Annotated in this window: 18 protein-coding genes; 9 read left to right on the top strand and 9 right to left on the bottom strand. The window is 64.4% G+C overall.

From position 1 onward, the window contains the following. The first annotated feature begins 125 nt into the window (after positions 1–125). From FLO80_RS03765 to FLO80_RS03735, 7 genes are read left to right on the top strand one after another with little or no spacing between them, the layout of a single operon-like run. Positions 126–1403, top strand: a complete 1278-nt coding sequence (locus FLO80_RS03765) for an NAD(P)/FAD-dependent oxidoreductase (protein ID WP_111363748.1) — start codon at positions 126–128, stop codon at positions 1401–1403. Continuing rightward, positions 1400–2152, top strand: a complete 753-nt coding sequence (locus FLO80_RS03760) for a DUF1365 domain-containing protein (protein ID WP_111363751.1) — start codon at positions 1400–1402, stop codon at positions 2150–2152. Before FLO80_RS03765 ends, FLO80_RS03760 begins: the two co-directional genes overlap by 4 nt. After that, a complete protein-coding gene (locus FLO80_RS03755; RefSeq protein ID WP_111363753.1) occupies positions 2152–3309 on the top strand; it encodes an SAM-dependent methyltransferase in 1158 nt (385 codons plus the stop codon). Before FLO80_RS03760 ends, FLO80_RS03755 begins: the two co-directional genes overlap by 1 nt. Further along, positions 3302–3820, top strand: a complete 519-nt coding sequence (locus FLO80_RS03750; RefSeq protein ID WP_188078208.1) for a chalcone isomerase family protein — start codon at positions 3302–3304, stop codon at positions 3818–3820. The genes FLO80_RS03755 and FLO80_RS03750 overlap by 8 nt, the downstream gene beginning before the upstream one ends. After that, the gene (locus tag FLO80_RS03745) at positions 3820–5037 is read left to right on the top strand and encodes an MFS transporter (RefSeq protein ID WP_111363758.1); all 1218 of its coding nucleotides are present in this window, start codon (positions 3820–3822) and stop codon (positions 5035–5037) included. The genes FLO80_RS03750 and FLO80_RS03745 overlap by 1 nt, the downstream gene beginning before the upstream one ends. Then, positions 5034–5582, top strand: coding sequence for a DUF3833 domain-containing protein (locus FLO80_RS03740; RefSeq protein ID WP_111363761.1), 549 nt, complete (start codon positions 5034–5036; stop codon positions 5580–5582). The genes FLO80_RS03745 and FLO80_RS03740 overlap by 4 nt, the downstream gene beginning before the upstream one ends. A gap of 1 nt (position 5583) precedes the next feature. Beyond that, entirely contained in the window at positions 5584–6306 is a 723-nt protein-coding gene (locus tag FLO80_RS03735) for an SDR family NAD(P)-dependent oxidoreductase (protein WP_111363764.1), read from the top strand. 3 nt (positions 6307–6309) lie between these two features. Here the strand turns inward: FLO80_RS03735 and FLO80_RS03730 are convergent, their stop codons facing one another. From FLO80_RS03730 to acnA, 8 genes are all read right to left on the bottom strand, one after another. Then, positions 6310–6999, bottom strand: coding sequence for a DUF1045 domain-containing protein (locus tag FLO80_RS03730; protein ID WP_111363765.1), 690 nt, complete (start codon positions 6997–6999; stop codon positions 6310–6312). A 4-nt stretch (positions 7000–7003) separates the two neighbouring features. After that, positions 7004–7459 carry a type II 3-dehydroquinate dehydratase gene (aroQ, locus tag FLO80_RS03725; protein ID WP_111363766.1) on the bottom strand — a complete coding sequence of 152 codons (456 nt, stop codon included), beginning with the start codon at positions 7457–7459 and terminating at the stop codon, positions 7004–7006. Positions 7460–7587: 128 nt separating this feature from the next. After that, positions 7588–7740 (bottom strand): hypothetical protein, encoded by a 153-nt coding sequence (locus tag FLO80_RS22830; protein ID WP_188078207.1) that lies wholly within the window; start codon positions 7738–7740, stop codon positions 7588–7590. Positions 7741–7848: 108 nt separating this feature from the next. Continuing rightward, entirely contained in the window at positions 7849–8247 is a 399-nt protein-coding gene (locus tag FLO80_RS03720) for a carboxymuconolactone decarboxylase family protein (RefSeq protein WP_111363767.1), read from the bottom strand. Positions 8248–8379: 132 nt separating this feature from the next. Beyond that, entirely contained in the window at positions 8380–8601 is a 222-nt protein-coding gene (gene rpmE, locus FLO80_RS03715; RefSeq protein ID WP_111363768.1) for a 50S ribosomal protein L31, read from the bottom strand. 11 nt (positions 8602–8612) lie between these two features. Further along, positions 8613–8990: a 50S ribosomal protein L19 gene (gene rplS, locus FLO80_RS03710; protein WP_111363769.1), complete on the bottom strand. Its 378-nt coding sequence runs from the start codon at positions 8988–8990 to the stop codon at positions 8613–8615. Between the two features lie 271 nt (positions 8991–9261). Next, positions 9262–10053 carry a tRNA (guanosine(37)-N1)-methyltransferase TrmD gene (trmD, locus tag FLO80_RS03705; protein WP_111363770.1) on the bottom strand — a complete coding sequence of 264 codons (792 nt, stop codon included), beginning with the start codon at positions 10051–10053 and terminating at the stop codon, positions 9262–9264. 273 nt (positions 10054–10326) lie between these two features. Beyond that, on the bottom strand, positions 10327–13077 hold the full coding sequence (gene acnA / locus FLO80_RS03700; RefSeq protein ID WP_111363771.1) for an aconitate hydratase AcnA: 2751 nt from the start codon (positions 13075–13077) through the stop codon (positions 10327–10329). 252 nt (positions 13078–13329) lie between these two features. Here acnA and FLO80_RS03695 point away from each other — a divergent pair, with 252 nt between their 5' ends. Further along, entirely contained in the window at positions 13330–14034 is a 705-nt protein-coding gene (locus FLO80_RS03695) for a DUF1223 domain-containing protein (RefSeq protein ID WP_342781703.1), read from the top strand. Between the two features lie 140 nt (positions 14035–14174). On the opposite strand, the gene FLO80_RS03690 is transcribed toward FLO80_RS03695, so the two are convergent. Then, a complete protein-coding gene (locus tag FLO80_RS03690; protein WP_111363772.1) occupies positions 14175–15014 on the bottom strand; it encodes an AAA family ATPase in 840 nt (279 codons plus the stop codon). A 213-nt stretch (positions 15015–15227) separates the two neighbouring features. On the opposite strand from FLO80_RS03690, the gene dksA reads away from it, so the two are divergent. Further along, complete coding sequence (dksA, locus tag FLO80_RS03685; protein ID WP_111364113.1) at positions 15228–15650, top strand: RNA polymerase-binding protein DksA; 423 nt, start codon at positions 15228–15230, stop codon at positions 15648–15650. The last annotated feature ends 55 nt before the right edge of the window (positions 15651–15705 follow it).

The following is a 15705-nucleotide window of genomic DNA, read 5'->3' as shown; positions in this document are numbered from 1 at the left end:
TCATGGATCGGTTACGAGGTGTCCTTGGGGGCGGATCATTTTTCAGAATCGTTTTTCCTGCATCGCGGTTTGATCCGTTTGCCGGGGCCGGGCGTAGAATAGCGAACGGACATGAAGGAACGCCAATGTCATTCGACGCCCCGCCGCAACACCGCCTGCGCATCGCCATCGTGGGTGGTGGCATTTCGGGTCTTGCAGCCGCCTATCGGTTGACCCCGCAACATGATGTCACGCTTTACGAGGCGGCCCCCAGCCTGGGCGGGCATGCGCGCACGGTGGTGGCCGGGCGCAACGGGGATCAGCCGGTCGATACCGGGTTCATCGTGTTCAATTTCGTCAATTACCCGTATCTGACGGCCATGTTTCGCGATCTCGACGTGCCGGTCGAGAAGAGCAACATGAGCTTTGGCGCGACGATCGACGACGGGCGGGTGGAATACGGGCTGGGCAGTCTTGGTGCGCTGTTCGCGCAGAAATCCAACGCGCGCCGCCCCGGGTTCCTGGCCATGGTGCGCGATATCATGCGGTTCAATGCGCGCGCCGAGGGGGCGGTGAATGACGGGCTGACGATTGAGGAACTGATGCGCGAGCTGCGGTTGGGCGACTGGTTCCGGCGCTATTACCTGATGCCGATCTGCGGGGCCATCTGGTCGACGCCGATGGAGCAGATCGGCAGCTTTCCCGCCGCGACGCTGGTGCGGTTCTTCAGGAACCATGCGCTGATGAACGTGACGGGCCAGCACCAGTGGTGGACCGTCAAGGGCGGCAGCCGGGAATATGTGAGGCGGCTGGAAACGCGGCTGTCGAGCCTTGGATGCGATCTGCGCACGGGTGCGCCGGTTCAGGCGGTGGAGCGCGACGGGCAGGGCGTCGTCATCCGCAGCGCGCGCTTCGGGGCGGAAAGTTTCGACCAGGTGATCCTTGCCTGCCACTCGGACGACGCGCTGCGCCTGTTGGCGCGCCCGACGGTCGAGGAGCAGGCGGCGCTGTCGGACCTGACCTATCAGGACAATCATGCTATCCTGCATTGTGACGAAACGCAGATGCCCAAGCGCAAGGCCTGCTGGTCCTCGTGGGTCTACAAGGCCGAGGACCACGACACGCGCCCCGCGATCGGCGTGACATACTGGATGAACCGCTTGCAGAACATCCCCGAGAATGACCCTCTTTTCGTTTCGCTCAACCCGGTCCGGCCGGTGCGGGAGGATCGGATTTACGATGCGGTCACGTTCCGCCATCCGGTGTTCGACCAGGCGGCGTTGCACGCGCAAGACCGGCTGGCCGCGATCCAGGGGCAGAATCGCACATGGTTCGCGGGCGCATACCTGCGGCACGGGTTTCACGAGGACGGGTTCGCGAGTGCCGTGCGGGTGACGAACGCAATCGAACGGGTGGAGGCATGAGGCCGCAAGCCGAGCATATCGCGGGCACGACCGGCCATGCGCGGCGCGGCGATATCAGCAACGCCTTCCGTTACGGGGTGGATTACGTTCTGATCGACCCCGAGGCGAAGGGTGGGCCGCGGTTGTTTTCGCGCAACCGGTTCAACCTCTTTTCGGTGATGGATCGCCATCATGGCGGCGCGCGGGGCCGGGGGCGCGGCGTGGTCTGGGCGCGGGAGATTCTGGCGCGGGCCGGGCTGGAGCTAGAGGGCATGCAGATCCTGCTCCTGACCCAGCCGGGATTCCTGGGCTACGTGTTCAACCCGGTGAGTTTCTGGCTGGCGATGCGGGGTGGCACGCTGCGCGCTGTGATCGCCGAGGTCAACAACACGTTCGGCGACCGCCACAGTTACCTGTGCCATCGCGCGGGGTTTGCGCCGATCACGCGGGAGACGGAACTGACGTCCCGCAAGATCTTTCACGTCTCGCCCTTTCAGGACGTCGAGGGGGCGTATCGGTTTCATTTCGACATCCAGGCGGATCGGATCGCCATCCGCATCGAGCATGAAAACGGGCGTCAGGGGGTCGTGGCGACGCTGCAGGGGGCGCGGCGGCCGTTGACCGATCGGTCGATCCTCTGGGCCGCGCTGCGCCGCCCGTTCGGGGCGCTGCGCACGATCACACTTATCCATTGGCAGGCGTTGCGCCTGAAACTCAAGGGCGCGCGCTATCGCAGCCCGCCCGCACCACCGCGACAGGAGGTAAGCTGATGCTGTTTGTCACCAAACGTGTGAGGCATGAATTTCTCGAAAGTTGCAGCCGCATCCGCAGGGGGAGCCTGCATCTCGTCACGCCGGAGGGCGAGCGCCATGATTTCGGCAGCGGTGCGCCGCAGGCGGTGATGGAGCTGCATGACTGGAGCGTGGTCACGGCAATGGCGGTGCGCGGCGATATCGGGCTGGGCGAGGCCTATGTTGCGGGGCTTTGGGATACGCCGTCGATCGAGACGCTGGCGAGCGTGGCGACGCTCAACCTCGAAGAGTTGTCGCGGTTTGCCTATCCGGGGTTCTGGAGCGGGCTGAAATTCCGGGCGGTGGATCGCATCCTGCGCGCGAATTCACAACGCGGCGCGCCGCGCAACATCCGGGCGCATTACGATGTCGGAAACGAGTTCTACCAGCTTTGGCTCGACGAGGGGATGACCTATTCTTCGGCGATGTTCGCGCCGGGCGACAACGATCTGGAACGGGCGCAGACCCGCAAGTATGACCGCGCCCTCAGCCGGATGAGCGACGGTGAGCGGATTCTCGAGATCGGTTGTGGCTGGGGCGGGTTTGCCGAACGCGCGGCGGGTCAGGGCCGCGATGTGACCGGTATCACCATATCGCCCAGCCAGAAGGGCTTTGCCGATGCGCGGCTTGACGGGCGGGCGCGGATCGAGCTGCGCGATTACCGCAAGACCGAGGGCACGTTCGACAATATCGTGTCGATCGAGATGATCGAGGCGGTGGGCGAGCGCTATTGGCCGAGCTATTTCTCGACGCTGAAGGCGCGGCTGGCCGAGGGCGGGCGCGCGGTGGTGCAGGCGATCACCGTGCCGGATGAATATTTCCCGAGATACCGCAAGGGCACCGATTACATCCGCCATTATACCTTTCCCGGGGGCATGTTGCTCTCGGACAGAGTGATTTCGCAGCAGGCGCGCCGTGCGGGGCTGGTCGTGCGTGACAGTGTCGCCTTTGGCGAGGATTACGCGCGCACCTGCCGGACATGGGCCGAGCGGCTGGTCGCGGCCAGCCCGCGGATCGAGGCGCTGGGCTATGACCGGGCGTTCCTGCGCAACTGGCAGTATTACCTTGAAATCTGCGCGTCGAGTTTCGCGCTGGCCCAGACCGACGTGGTGCAGGTGGAACTGGAGCATGCGTGAGCTGGCCGCCCTTCTCGTCGCCCTGCTTTTGCTGGTGCCGGGATCGGCGCAGGCGCGGGCCGATATTGTTGCCGCCGGGATTGCCGAGGCGCGAAACCTCGGGCGCGTGACGGTGCGCTGGTTCGGTCTGCCGCTTTACGACGCGGCGCTTTATACCGAGCGCGGGGCGCGGTTTTCATGGCAGGTGCCGATGGCACTTGAACTGGCCTATCGGCGCGAGATCAGCCGCGAACGCCTTGTTGCGGCCACGCAAAGCGAGCTGGAGCGGATCGAGGGGCGGCGGCGGGATCACCCGGTTCTGCTTGGGAAACTCGGGCGTTGCTTTCGCGATGTCGATCCGGGGGATCGGGTTCTGGCGGTGGCGCGGGCCGATGACAGGGTGGATTTCTGGTTCAACGGTGCGCGTCTCTGCGAGGTGCGTCATGGGAACCTGCGCAAGCGGTTCCTGGGCATCTGGCTTTCGGACAATGCGCGATCTGTCGGGTTGTCACGCCGTCTCAGGGGACAGTGATGGGCTATTGGCAGGTGAGCCTTTTCGCGATGCTGCTCGCGGCGGCGGGGTTGCCGCTTTATATCCATCTGCCGCGCTATGCGACGGCGCAGATGGGGCTCGACCTGTCGACGGTGGGGGGCATCCTGATCGGGCTGCGGGTGGTGGATTTCGTGCAAGACCCGTTTCTGGGCCGCCTGATCGACCGTTTTCCGCGTTCGCGGGCCGGGTTTGCCGCGCTGGCCCTCGCGACCATGGCGCTTGGGTTCGTGATGCTGTTCACCTTGTCGCCGCCGGTCGCGCCGGTTCCCTGGCTGGTGCTGTCGCTGGTCGTCGTGTTCACCGGGTTCAGCCTTGGCTCGATCCTGTTCTATGGTCAAAGCCTTGCGCTCGCGGGATCGCGCGAGGGGCTGATCGGGCTGGCGGGTTGGCGCGAAGCGGGCACGCTTGCCGGGATCGTGCTGGCCGCGATTGCGCCGGTGCTTCTGGCGCCGTTCGACGGGCGGGGCGGATATGCGTTTTTCGGTCTCGGGTTGGCCGTGGCGGCGGTGCTGGTCTGGGGGGTGACGCGCGGGTTGTGGCGACCGGGGGGCACGACGCAGGGCCGGCTGGATTACGGGGCGCTGTGGTCGGCGGGGGGCGGGCGGTTATTGCTGCTGGCCTTTGTCAACAGCCTGCCGGTGGCGATGACCTCGACCCTGTTCCTGTTCTTCGTCGAGGATCGGCTGATGCTGGGCGGTCTGGCCGGGCCGTTCCTGATCCTGTTTTTCGTGGCCTCCGGGCTTTCCGTGCCGCTCTGGACCGTGGCGGCACGGCGGGTGGGCACGCGGCGGGTGCTTCTCTTTTCGATGTCGCTGGCGATCCTGTCGTTCGGGGGGGCGGCGCTCTTGCCCGAGGGGGCGGCGATGGGGTTTGCGCTGATCTGTGTCGGATCGGGCGCGGCGCTCGGGGCGGATATGGTGATCCTTCCGGCCTTGTTCGCGGCGCTGATGGGGCGGGCGGGACAGGTCGCGGGGCAGGCGTTCGGCCTGTGGTCATTGGCCGGGAAGCTGGCGCTTGCGGTGGCGGCGGTGGCGCTTTTGCCGCTGCTCGACTGGAGCGGGTTTCGCCCCGGTGGTGCGAATGATGCGCGGGGCCTTCTGACGCTCACGCTCGCTTACGCGGTGATCCCCTGTCTTATCAAGCTCGTTGCGATCTGGATGGTTGCGCGGCTGTCGCAGGAAGTGGAAATGAGATGAAACTGACCCTGATCCTCGTGATCGTGTTGTTATGCGTTGCCTTGTGGCGGCCCGGTTTCGGGTTCAAGTCGCAACGCCCCGACCATTACCGGGCCACCGGCCCCGCGTTCGACATTCGTGAGCACCTGTCCGGCAAGTTGATCTCGGAAGGGATGATCTATGGTCCGCGCGGGCGGGTCGTGTCGCGGTTCGTGGCCGAGATGACGGGCACGTGGGAGGGTGGAACGGGCACCTTGGCCGAGGAATTCCGCTATGCCGGAGGAGGGCGGCAAAGCCGCGAATGGCGGTTGACGCTGGGGGAAAACGGGACGTTCACCGCCGAGGCCAATGATATCATCGGGCAAGCCACCGGCGAGGTGAGCGGTGCGACGCTCTCCATGCGATACCGCATCCGCCTTCCCGAGGAGGGGGGCGGGCATGTGCTTGACGTCACCGACTGGCTTTACCTGATGGAGAACGGCACGATCCTCAACCGCGCGCAGATGCGCAAGTTCGGGGTCAAGGTGGCCGAACTGGTGGCCACGATGCGACCCGCGGGGGGCTGAGATGATTGCCGGGCGCACGTACTGGATCATCGGCGCCAGCGAGGGGCTGGGACGGGCGCTGGCGCATGAGATGGATGACGCCGGGGCGCGGCTGATCCTGTCGGCGCGGTCGGCCGAGCGGCTTGAGAGCCTGGCCGGTGAGATCGGCGGACCGGTGCGGGTTCTGCCGATGGATGTGACCGATCCGGCCTTGGTGCGCGATGCGGTGGACGCGGCGGGCGAGGTGGACGGGGTGATCTATTGCGCGGGGTTCTACGAACCGCTTGGCGTGGCGGAGTGGGAGCCCGAGGCGGTCGAGGCGATGTGCGAGGTGAATTTCATGGGCGCGGTGCGGGTGCTGGGGCATGTGGCGCCCGCGATGGCGGCGCGCGGGCACGGGCACATGGTTCTGATCGGGTCGCTCGGCGGGTTCACGGGCCTGCCCGGTGCGATCGGATACGGGGCGAGCAAGGCCGCGCTGATGCATCTGGCCGAGAACATGCAGGCCGACCTGCGCGGCAGTGGCGTGCGGGTGCAGCAGATCAACCCGGGCTTCATCCGCACCCGGTTGACCGACAAGAACGACTTTGCCATGCCGTTCATCATGGAGCCGGAGGAGGCCGCGCGCCGCGTGGTGCACGCGATGAAAACCGGGCGGTTCGCGACCTCGTTCCCGTGGCTTTTCTCGTGGTTGTTCCGGGCGGGGCGGTTCTTGCCCAGGTCGCTTTTCCTGCGCCTTTTCTAAGGCTTATCCGGTCAGATCGTGACGCGAGACGAGATGAAAGCGGCCCGTTTCGTCTTCGCCGAAAAGACAAATCTCGCGCAGGTGGAACGGGGCGGGCAGGTGCGGGGCGAACGCGGTTTCCAGAATACCTTTGACGGGGTCCAGCATGTCGTCGGGCAGCGGGCCGGTCAGGGTGATGTGAAAGCGGAAGGCGTCGAAAACATAAGGGTAGCCCCATGTTTCGAGGTATTCGCGCTGCTGCGCGGAAAGGCGTGCCTTTTGGCGGCGGGCCAGCTCTTCGGTTGTCGGCGGTGCGCGGTGGTGGTCGAGGCGCCGCACGGTTTCGCCCGCGATATGGGCAATCCCGGCCGGGTCGCCGCGCGGGGTGAGGGCGAGGAAACGGCCGATGCGTGAGACCTCGAGCCCGTCGGCGCTGGCCGGGGCAAGGGTGCTGGCGAGTTGTGCCAGATCGGCCTTGAGCGTGTCGGGATCGTTCGGCCCGGCGAGGCGGAAGGGCGGTTTGAGCGTGGCATGCAGCCCATATTTGCGGGGCTGCGCGGTGAGCTCGGACACGGGCAGGGGGAGGCCGGTCAGGTCGGGATGCGCGCGGGGTGTTCCGGTCACGGCATCCCAGCCCAACCAGGATGCGCCGAAATCGGCGAGCGGGCCGGGTTCGGGCGTGAAATAGACGGCGTAACGGCGAAAGACCGGCATCGGGTTACGCGTCGTTGAGCAACTGCGCCATATGATGCAGCGCGAGCGTGTAGCCATGCGTGCCGCAGCCCGCGATGACCGCATCGGCCCGCAGGCTGACATAGGAGTGATGGCGGAAGGTTTCGCGCTTGTGAACCTGGCTTATATGGACCTCGATCACCGGGCCGTCGAACATGTTGAGCGCATCAAGGATGGCGATGGATGTATGCGTATAGGCGGCGGGGTTGATGATGATGCCCGCCGCGACCTCGCGCGCATCGTGGATCTGATCGACGATCCCGCCCTCGTGGTTCGACTGAAAGAGCGCCACGTCCAGCCCCAGATCGCGGCCAAGCGCGATGCTGTCAGCCTCGATATCGGCCAGCGTGCGCGCGCCGTAGATTTCGGGTTCACGCTTGCCCAACAGGTTGAGATTGGGGCCGTTCAGGATGTGGATGCGGGTATTCTCGGGGCGTGTCATGGGGCGCTTGTCCTTGGCTGGCGTGGCCCCTTATGGGCCCTTGTCGCCCCGCGTGGCAAGCCGCCTGCGCACGGTCTTTTCCCCGATGTGGCCGCCCTGCGCCGCATGGTGCGCAGCGTGTCCTTGGGTCAGGCGTAGTAAAAGCCCGAGAAGGTGCGGTGCAGGATTTCCGCCTTGCTCAGCCCGGCGCGGCGCAGTTGTGCGTCGGTCATGTTGCCAAGGGCGAGGTCGGAGTAATGCGCGCGGCGGGCGCGTTTGGCAAAGTTGAAAAGGAAGGTCATGGCGGGGCTCCATCTGGCGCAATTACATGTCTGCACACCAAATAGGCAATTTTGCGAAAGCGTGTTAGTGCTGTTTGCGAAGTCCCGCCATGCGTTTTGCGCAAGGCGTCAGGTTGCCTTGAACGCCTCATCCACAGGAACCTGCATCGCGTTGGCGAGCGCGTTGGTCTGGCTGGCCATGCCGATCACGGCCAGAAGCTCGGCATACATCTCGTCCGACATGCCCTTGGCGCGGGCGCTGGCGGTGTGGGAATGGGCGCAATAGGCACAGGAATTGGCCGCCGATACAGCGATATAGATCATTTCCTTGGTCAGGGGATCGAGCGCGCCGGGGCCCATCACGCCCTTGAGCCGGTTCCAGATCGCGGCCAGTTGTGCGGGATCATGGGCGAGCGCGCGCCAGAAATTGTTGACATGCTCGACCTGCCGCGTGGCGCGGATATCGTCGAACACGGCGCGGGCCTCGGGGGCAAGATCGTCGTCGGAAAGCAGCGAAACGGTGGACATGGTCAACTCCCTTTGATGGCGAGGATATGACCGCCATAGGGGATCAAGCCGGGCGGCTTGTCAAAGGGGGGCGCAAAAGAAAACCGCCGCCGGGAGGCCGGCGGCGGTTGATCTTCGTTTCGGAAAAAAGTCTTAGAAACCAAGACCTTCGTATTTCTTCTTGAACTTCGACACGCGGCCGCCCGCGTCCATCAGGCGGGTGCCGCCACCGGTCCAGGCCGGGTGAACCGACGGGTCCACGTCGAGCGAGAGCACGTCGCCCTCGGCGCCCCAGGTCGAGCGCATCTTGACCACGGTGCCATCGGTCATCTTGACGTCGATGAAGTGGTAATCGGGGTGGATATCTTTTTTCATGCCGCTTCCCCTTACGCTTTGGTCTTGGGCTTGTAGGTGCTGTCTTCGGCGATCCGGGCCGATTTGCCGCGACGGGCGCGCAGGTAGTAGAGCTTGGCGCGGCGGACGCGACCGCGGCGGATCACTTCGATCGTGTCGATATTGGTCGAATAGAGCGGGAACACCCGTTCCACGCCTTCGCCAAAGGAAATCTTGCGGACGGTGAACGATCCGGCAATCCCGCCGCCATTCTTGCGGCTGATGCAGACGCCTTCGTAGTTCTGCACCCGGGTGCGGGTGCCTTCGGTCACCTTGTAGCCGACGCGAATCGTGTCGCCAGCCTTGAAATCGGGAATCTGTTTCCCGAGCGAGGCGATTTGCTCGGCCTCGATTTGTGCGATCAGGTCCATTGACCTAACTCCTTCAGATGCTTGCGGTTTTTTCCGCAAAGGTGGTGTGCGCCTCAGAGCTGCGGTCTTCGATCGGGTTCGCGGGATGCGCCCGCCGCAGGTCAGGTCAACATTTCTTGTCTGGCTCGTCTTCGCCGCGGGCAGGGCCGGAGAAGCACCCGGGCGCCATGGGGGGCGAAAACGAAAACCCGGGAAAAGGGCAGGGCCGATTCCCGGATGAGCGCCCGTATAGTGCGCGCGGGCCTTTTTCGCAAGGGTTAAAGCTGCGGGCTCAGCCCTTGTCCTTGTCCCGCGCGGCCCAGAGATCGGGGCGGCGCAGCTGCGTCAGCGCTTCGGATTGCGCGCGGCGCCATTTCGCGATCTCGCCATGGTTGCCCGACATCAGCACGTCGGGAATGGCGCGGCCCTGCCATTCGGCCGGGCGGGTGAATTGAGGATGTTCCAGTAACCCGTTGGAAAAGCTTTCTTCTTCGGTGCTGGCCGCATTGCCCAGAACACCGGGCAGGAGGCGCACGGTGGCGTCGATCACGGCCTGTGCGGCCAGTTCGCCGCCGGTGAGCACGTAATCCCCGAGGCTGACCTCTTCGATGGCGTAATGATCGAGCACGCGCTGATCGACGCCTTCGAAGCGGCCGCACAGAAGGGTCAGGCCCGGCAGGGTGGCAAAGCTGCGCGCCATGGCCTGGTCGAAGGGCCGGCCGCGCGGCGAAAGATAGATGAGTTTCAAGGGGTTGCGGGCCTGCTTTCGAGCATGTTCGATGGCCGCCGAGAGCACATCGGCGCGCAGCACCATCCCGGCGCCGCCACCGGCAGGGGTGTCATCGACATTGCGATGCTTGCCCACGCCGAAAGGGCGCAGGTCGATTGCCTCGAGCTGCCACAGCCCATCCTTCAGCGCGCGCCCGGTGAGGCTTTCGCCCAGAACACCGGGAAAAGCGTTGGGAAACAAGGTGATGACCTGCGCCGCCCAGGCATGGGCCAGGCGGTTTTCGGCCATCAGGTCGCGCGGTTTCAGGCTCGCCGAGATGGATTTGCGGCCATGGGATCTGGGGGTGTCGCTCATGCGCATCTCATAAGGCAAAGCGCGCGGATTGCAAACAACCCCTTAACGCGCCGTCCCGCCGGGTTAACGCGGGTTTTCGGCGAAAAACCGGGGGGTGATCCCCGGCTGCTGCCCGGCTGCAGGGCGTGCACCGCCGCGTTGCAGCGAAAATCGGCGCGACACCGGTTAATGCGGCGCCCGCCCGGGGCTTCATCTTGCCAGAAATACTCAAAAGGAAACAAGCACCCCCCGGCCGCAGAGGCCGGGGGGTGCAGGTGTTTCGAATGGCCCTTGTTACGCCGACTTGGCGAGGTTGCGCAGCACGTAATGCAGCACGCCGCCATGTTCGATATATTCGATCTCGATCGCGGTATCGATCCGGCACTTGAGCGTGATCTCTTTCACCTTGCCATCGGGATAGGTGATCTCGCAGGGCACTTCGGCCTGGGGCGTGATCGTGTCGAGCCCCTTGATCGAAATGCTCTCGTCGCCGGTGAGGCCGAGTGTCTTGCGGGTGTCGCCGCCGGTGAACTCGAACGGGATCACGCCCATGCCGACGAGGTTGGAGCGGTGGATGCGCTCGAAGCTTTCGGCGATCACCGCCTTGACGCCCAGAAGCGCCGTGCCCTTGGCGGCCCAGTCACGCGAGGAGCCCGCGCCATATTGCTCGCCACCGAAGATGACGAGCGGCTTGCCCTGTTCGCTCCAGGCCATCGCGGCGTCGAAGATCGAGGTCTGCTCGCCGTCCGGGCCCTTGGTATAGCCGCCCTCGACACCGCTCAGCATCTCGTTCTTGATGCGGATATTGGCGAAGGTGCCGCGCATCATCACCTCGTGGTTGCCGCGCCGCGAGCCGTAGGAGTTGAACTCGGACACCGGCACCTGCCGCTCGGTGAGGTATTTGCCGGCCGGCGTGTCGGGTTTGAAGCTGCCTGCGGGGCTGATGTGGTCGGTGGTGACCATGTCGCCGAGCACCGCGAGGATGCCCGCGTTCTCGATATTCGAGATGGTACCCGGTTCCGCGCCCATGCCCTGGAAATAGGGCGGGTTCTGGATATAGGTCGATTGCGGCGGCCAGTCATAGGTCTCGTCGCCGGTGGTTTCGACCGTGCGCCATTTCTCGTCGCCCTCGAAGACATCGGCATATTTCGACTGGAACGCCTCGCGGGTGACGGTTTTCTCGACCAGCTCGGCGATTTCCTTCTGGGTGGGCCAGAGATCCTTGAGATAGACGTCCTTGCCGTCGGGGGTCTGGCCCAGCGGTTCGTTGACAAGGTCGATATTCATGTCACCGGCCAGCGCATAGGCCACGACGAGCGGCGGCGAGGCGAGGTAGTTGGCGCGCACGTCCGGGGAAATCCGGCCCTCGAAGTTGCGGTTGCCCGACAGCACCGAGGTGGCCACCAGATCGCCCTTGGCGATGGCTTCGGAAATCTCTTTCTGAAGCGGGCCCGAGTTGCCGATGCAGGTGGTGCAGCCATAGCCCACGAGGTTGAAGCCGATGGCATCGAGATCCTCTTGCAGTCCCGCGGCCTCGAGGTAATGCGACACGACCTGCGAGCCGGGCGCGAGGGAGGTCTTGACCCACGGCTTGCTGTCGAGGCCGAGCGCGCGCGCCTTGCGCGCCACCAGCCCGGCGCCGATCATCACGTAGGGATTCGAGGTGTTGGTGCAGGATGTGATCGAGGCGATCACGACCGAGCCGTCGCGCAGCTCGTACTCTTCGCCCTCGACCTTCACGGATTTGCGCAGGTCGTTGTTGTTGGCGGTGATCGCGTCCCCCTCGGAGGCCATGTCGCGGGCCTCGTCGGTGGTGTCGATACCGCGGAATTCGCTGACCACGTCGTAGAATGCCGCTGCGGCCTTGTCGAGCGTGGTGTAATCCTGCGGGCGTTTCGGCCCCGAGATGGCGGGCACGATGGTGCCCATGTCGAGTTCCAGCGTGTCGGTATAGACCGGGTCGTAATCGGGCGTGCGCCAGAAGCCGTTTTCCTTGGCATAAGCCTCGACCAGGGCGATGCGGTCCTCGTCGCGGCCGGTCTGGCGCAGGTAGCGCAGGGTTTCGTCGTCGATCGGGAAGAAGCCGCAGGTGGCGCCGTATTCGGGGGCCATGTTGGCGATGGTGGCGCGGTCGGCGAGCGGCAGGGTGTCGAGGCCGGAGCCGTAGAACTCGACGAACTTGCCGACCACGCCCTTGGCGCGCAGCATTTCCACGACCTTGAGCACGAGGTCGGTGCCGGTGGTGCCTTCGATCATTTCGCCGGTGAGCTTGAAGCCCACGACTTCGGGGATGAGCATCGAAATGGGTTGGCCCAGCATCGCGGCCTCGGCCTCGATCCCGCCGACGCCCCAGCCGAGCACGGCGACGCCGTTGATCATGGTGGTGTGGCTGTCGGTGCCGACGAGCGTGTCGGGATAGGCGACAAGCTCGCCCGACTGGTCCTCGTCGGTCCAGACGGTTTGCGCGAGGTATTCGAGGTTGACCTGGTGGCAGATGCCGGTTCCCGGCGGCACGACGCGGAAATTGTTGAACGCCTTCTGACCCCATTTGAGGAAGGTGTAACGCTCCATGTTGCGTTCGTATTCTCGGTCGACGTTCATCTGGAAGGCGCGGGGGTTGCCGAATTCGTCGATCATCACCGAATGGTCGATCACCAGGTCGACCGGGTTCAAGGGGTTGATCTTTTGCGCATCGCCCCCGAGGGCCTTGATGCCGTCGCGCATCGCGGCGAGGTCGACCACGGCAGGCACGCCGGTGAAGTCCTGCATCAGCACGCGGGCCGGGCGATAGGCCAGTTCGCGGTTGGCGCGGCCGCCGTTTTCGGCCCATTCGGAGAATGCCTTGATGTCGTCGAGGGTGACGGTCTTGCCGTCCTCGAAACGCAGCATGTTTTCGAGCACCACCTTGAGCGCGGCGGGCAGGCGCGAGAAATCGCCCAAACCAGCCGCCTCGGCGGCCGCGATCGAGTAATAGGCGACCGATTGATCGCCGAGCGTGAGTGTCTTGCGGGTCTTGGCGGTGTCCTGTCCGACGGTGATGGGCATTGCTGTCTCTCCCTGGGGAAAACGGTTTAACCTTGGTCGGGGCTGCTTGTGGCCCATGAACGAAAGGGTTTCAAGGGGGGCATTGCGCAGATTGTATACTATTGCACACAGATTTGCAATCATGACACATGCGCCTGCGGCGCGGGATCGGGGGCGCAAGGTCACCATACTCTCGCAAAACCTTGATTGGTCATTTCACCGGGCTATGCCTATGACCGGGAGACCTGAACAAGGTGAGGGAATCACGAGGACATGATGCGATTTTGGGGATGGATCACACTGATATGGGTTGCAGTGGCCGGGGCGGCGATGGCCGAGGACAAGCGGCTGGTCGTGGTCGAACTGTTCACCAGCCAGGGGTGTTCGAGCTGCCCGCCCGCGGATGCGTTCCTGCATGAGCTGGCCAAGCGCGAGGATGTTCTGGCGCTGAGCCTGCACGTGGATTACTGGGATTACATCGGCTGGAAGGACGTGTTCGGCCAGGCGAAATTCTCGAAACGGCAGAAATCCTATGCCAGGGTTGCGGGGCGGCGGTCGGTCTATACGCCGCAGATGGTGATCCAGGGGCAGGACCACGTGGTGGGCAATCACCCGATGGACGTGACCGACCTCATTGCGCAGCATGGTGTGCAGGCGCAGGACGTGACGCTGCACGTGAGCCGCAGTGGCGGCGAGGTCGTCATTCGGGGCACGGCGCGGGTGCCTGCGCCGATGCTGGTGCAGCTCGTGGAATATTCACCGCGCGAAGAGGTGATGATCAAGAAGGGCGAGAATGCCGGGCACAGCTATGTCTATGCCAACGTGGCGCGGAATTGGCACCGGTTGGGCCAATGGGACGGCAAGGCCGGGCTGGACATGCGCGCGCCGCTCGAACAGGGGTTCGAGGCGGCGGTGATCGTGCAGCGGTTCGGCAAGCACGGGTTCGGCCCGATCGCGGCGGCGGCGCGGGTGGATTGAAAGGCTGATTCCAGGCCCCGGAGCCCGATGGCCGCTGCCGGTCCTGAGCCGCCTTCCTGTCTCTTTCTTGGGAAAAATACTCATTGCGCCGGCGCGGGCGGGCGCAATGATCGGGGCAGGCGCCCGGTTATCTGGCGCCCTTACCGTTGCGAGCGGGCCATGAAGGCCAGCCGTTCGAAAAGATGCACGTCCTGTTCGTTCTTCAGGAGTGCGCCATGCAGCTTGGGCAGGGCGTTCTTGCCGTCGCGCCTGAGATCCTCGGCATCGAGATCCTCGGCCAGGAGGAGCTTGAGCCAGTCGAGCACTTCCGAGGTCGACGGTTTCTTCTTGAGCCCGGGGGTGTCGCGCAGCTCGTAGAATTGCGTGAGCGCGGTGGTCAGGAGCTGTTCCTTGAGGCCGGGGTGATGCACCTCGACGATGGCGCGCATCGTGTCGTGATCGGGAAAGCGGATGTAGTGGAAGAAACAGCGGCGCAGGAAGGCGTCGGGCAGTTCCTTTTCGTTGTTCGAGGTGATGATGACGATCGGGCGTTGCCGGGCGCGGATGGTTTCGCCGGTTTCGTAGACGAAAAATTCCATCCGGTCGAGTTCCTGCAACAAATCGTTCGGGAACTCGATATCGGCCTTGTCGATCTCGTCGATCAGGAGGACGACCTTGTCGTCCGAATCGAACGCCTCCCAGAGCTTGCCGCGCTTGATGTAGTTGCGCACGTCATGCACGCGCTCGTCGCCCAACTGGCTGTCGCGCAGGCGGCTGACGGCATCGTATTCGTAAAGCCCCTGCTGCGCCTTGGTGGTCGACTTGATGTTCCATTCGATCATCCGCAGGCCCAGTGCCTGCGCGACCTGGCGGGCAAGCTCGGTCTTGCCGGTGCCGGGTTCGCCCTTGACCAGGAGCGGGCGTTCGAGCGTCACCGCGGCATTGACCGCGACCTTGAGGTCGTCGGTGGCGACATAGGACTGGGTTCCTTCGAATTTCATCGGCGCGTCATCCGTTCTGACTTGGGTTTCGGCGGCACCCTAAAGGAGACGCAATATGACCGCAATGTGCCGCCAGTCCTTTCTAACATCAGCAAAAATCGACAAAGCCGAGGAAACCGGTTTTGGGGTAGTGACAATCCGTTGATGGGGCGGTAAGAGGCAGGCGCAAGAGGGAAACCAATGTCCGATCTTGGCACAATTGAGGGAGCGGAGATGAAAGTGGAAGTCTTTCTGCCCGACGATTATCGTCCCGCTGAGGACGAGCCATTCATGAACGACCGACAGCTTGAATATTTCCGCAGGAAGCTGCTGGCCTGGCGGCTGGACCTTCTCGGAGACAGCCGCGACACGATCGAGGGGCTTCAGTCTGGCACCCGCAACATTCCCGACGTCGCCGACCGCGCCAGCGAGGAGACCGACCGGGCGCTGGAGTTGCGCACGCGGGATCGTCAACGCAAGCTCGTGGCCAAGATCGACGCGGCGCTGCGCCGAATCGAAGAGGGCGAATACGGCTATTGCGAAGTGACCGGGGAGCCGATCAGCATCAAGCGGCTGGATGCGCGGCCCATCGCCACGATGAGCCTTGAGGCGCAGGAACGCCACGAGCGGCGCGAGAAGGTGCATCGCGACGATTGAGCGCGTGCGGATAGAGAAGAACGACCGGCGCCGGGGCTTTCGCTCCGGCGTTTTT

The sequence above is a fragment of the Aquicoccus porphyridii genome (genome assembly GCF_008369105.1).
Classification (GTDB): Bacteria; Pseudomonadota; Alphaproteobacteria; order Rhodobacterales; family Rhodobacteraceae; genus Aquicoccus; species Aquicoccus porphyridii.
Note: the sequence above shows the minus strand (reverse complement) of the source record. Positions and strands in the feature narration are given on the sequence as shown.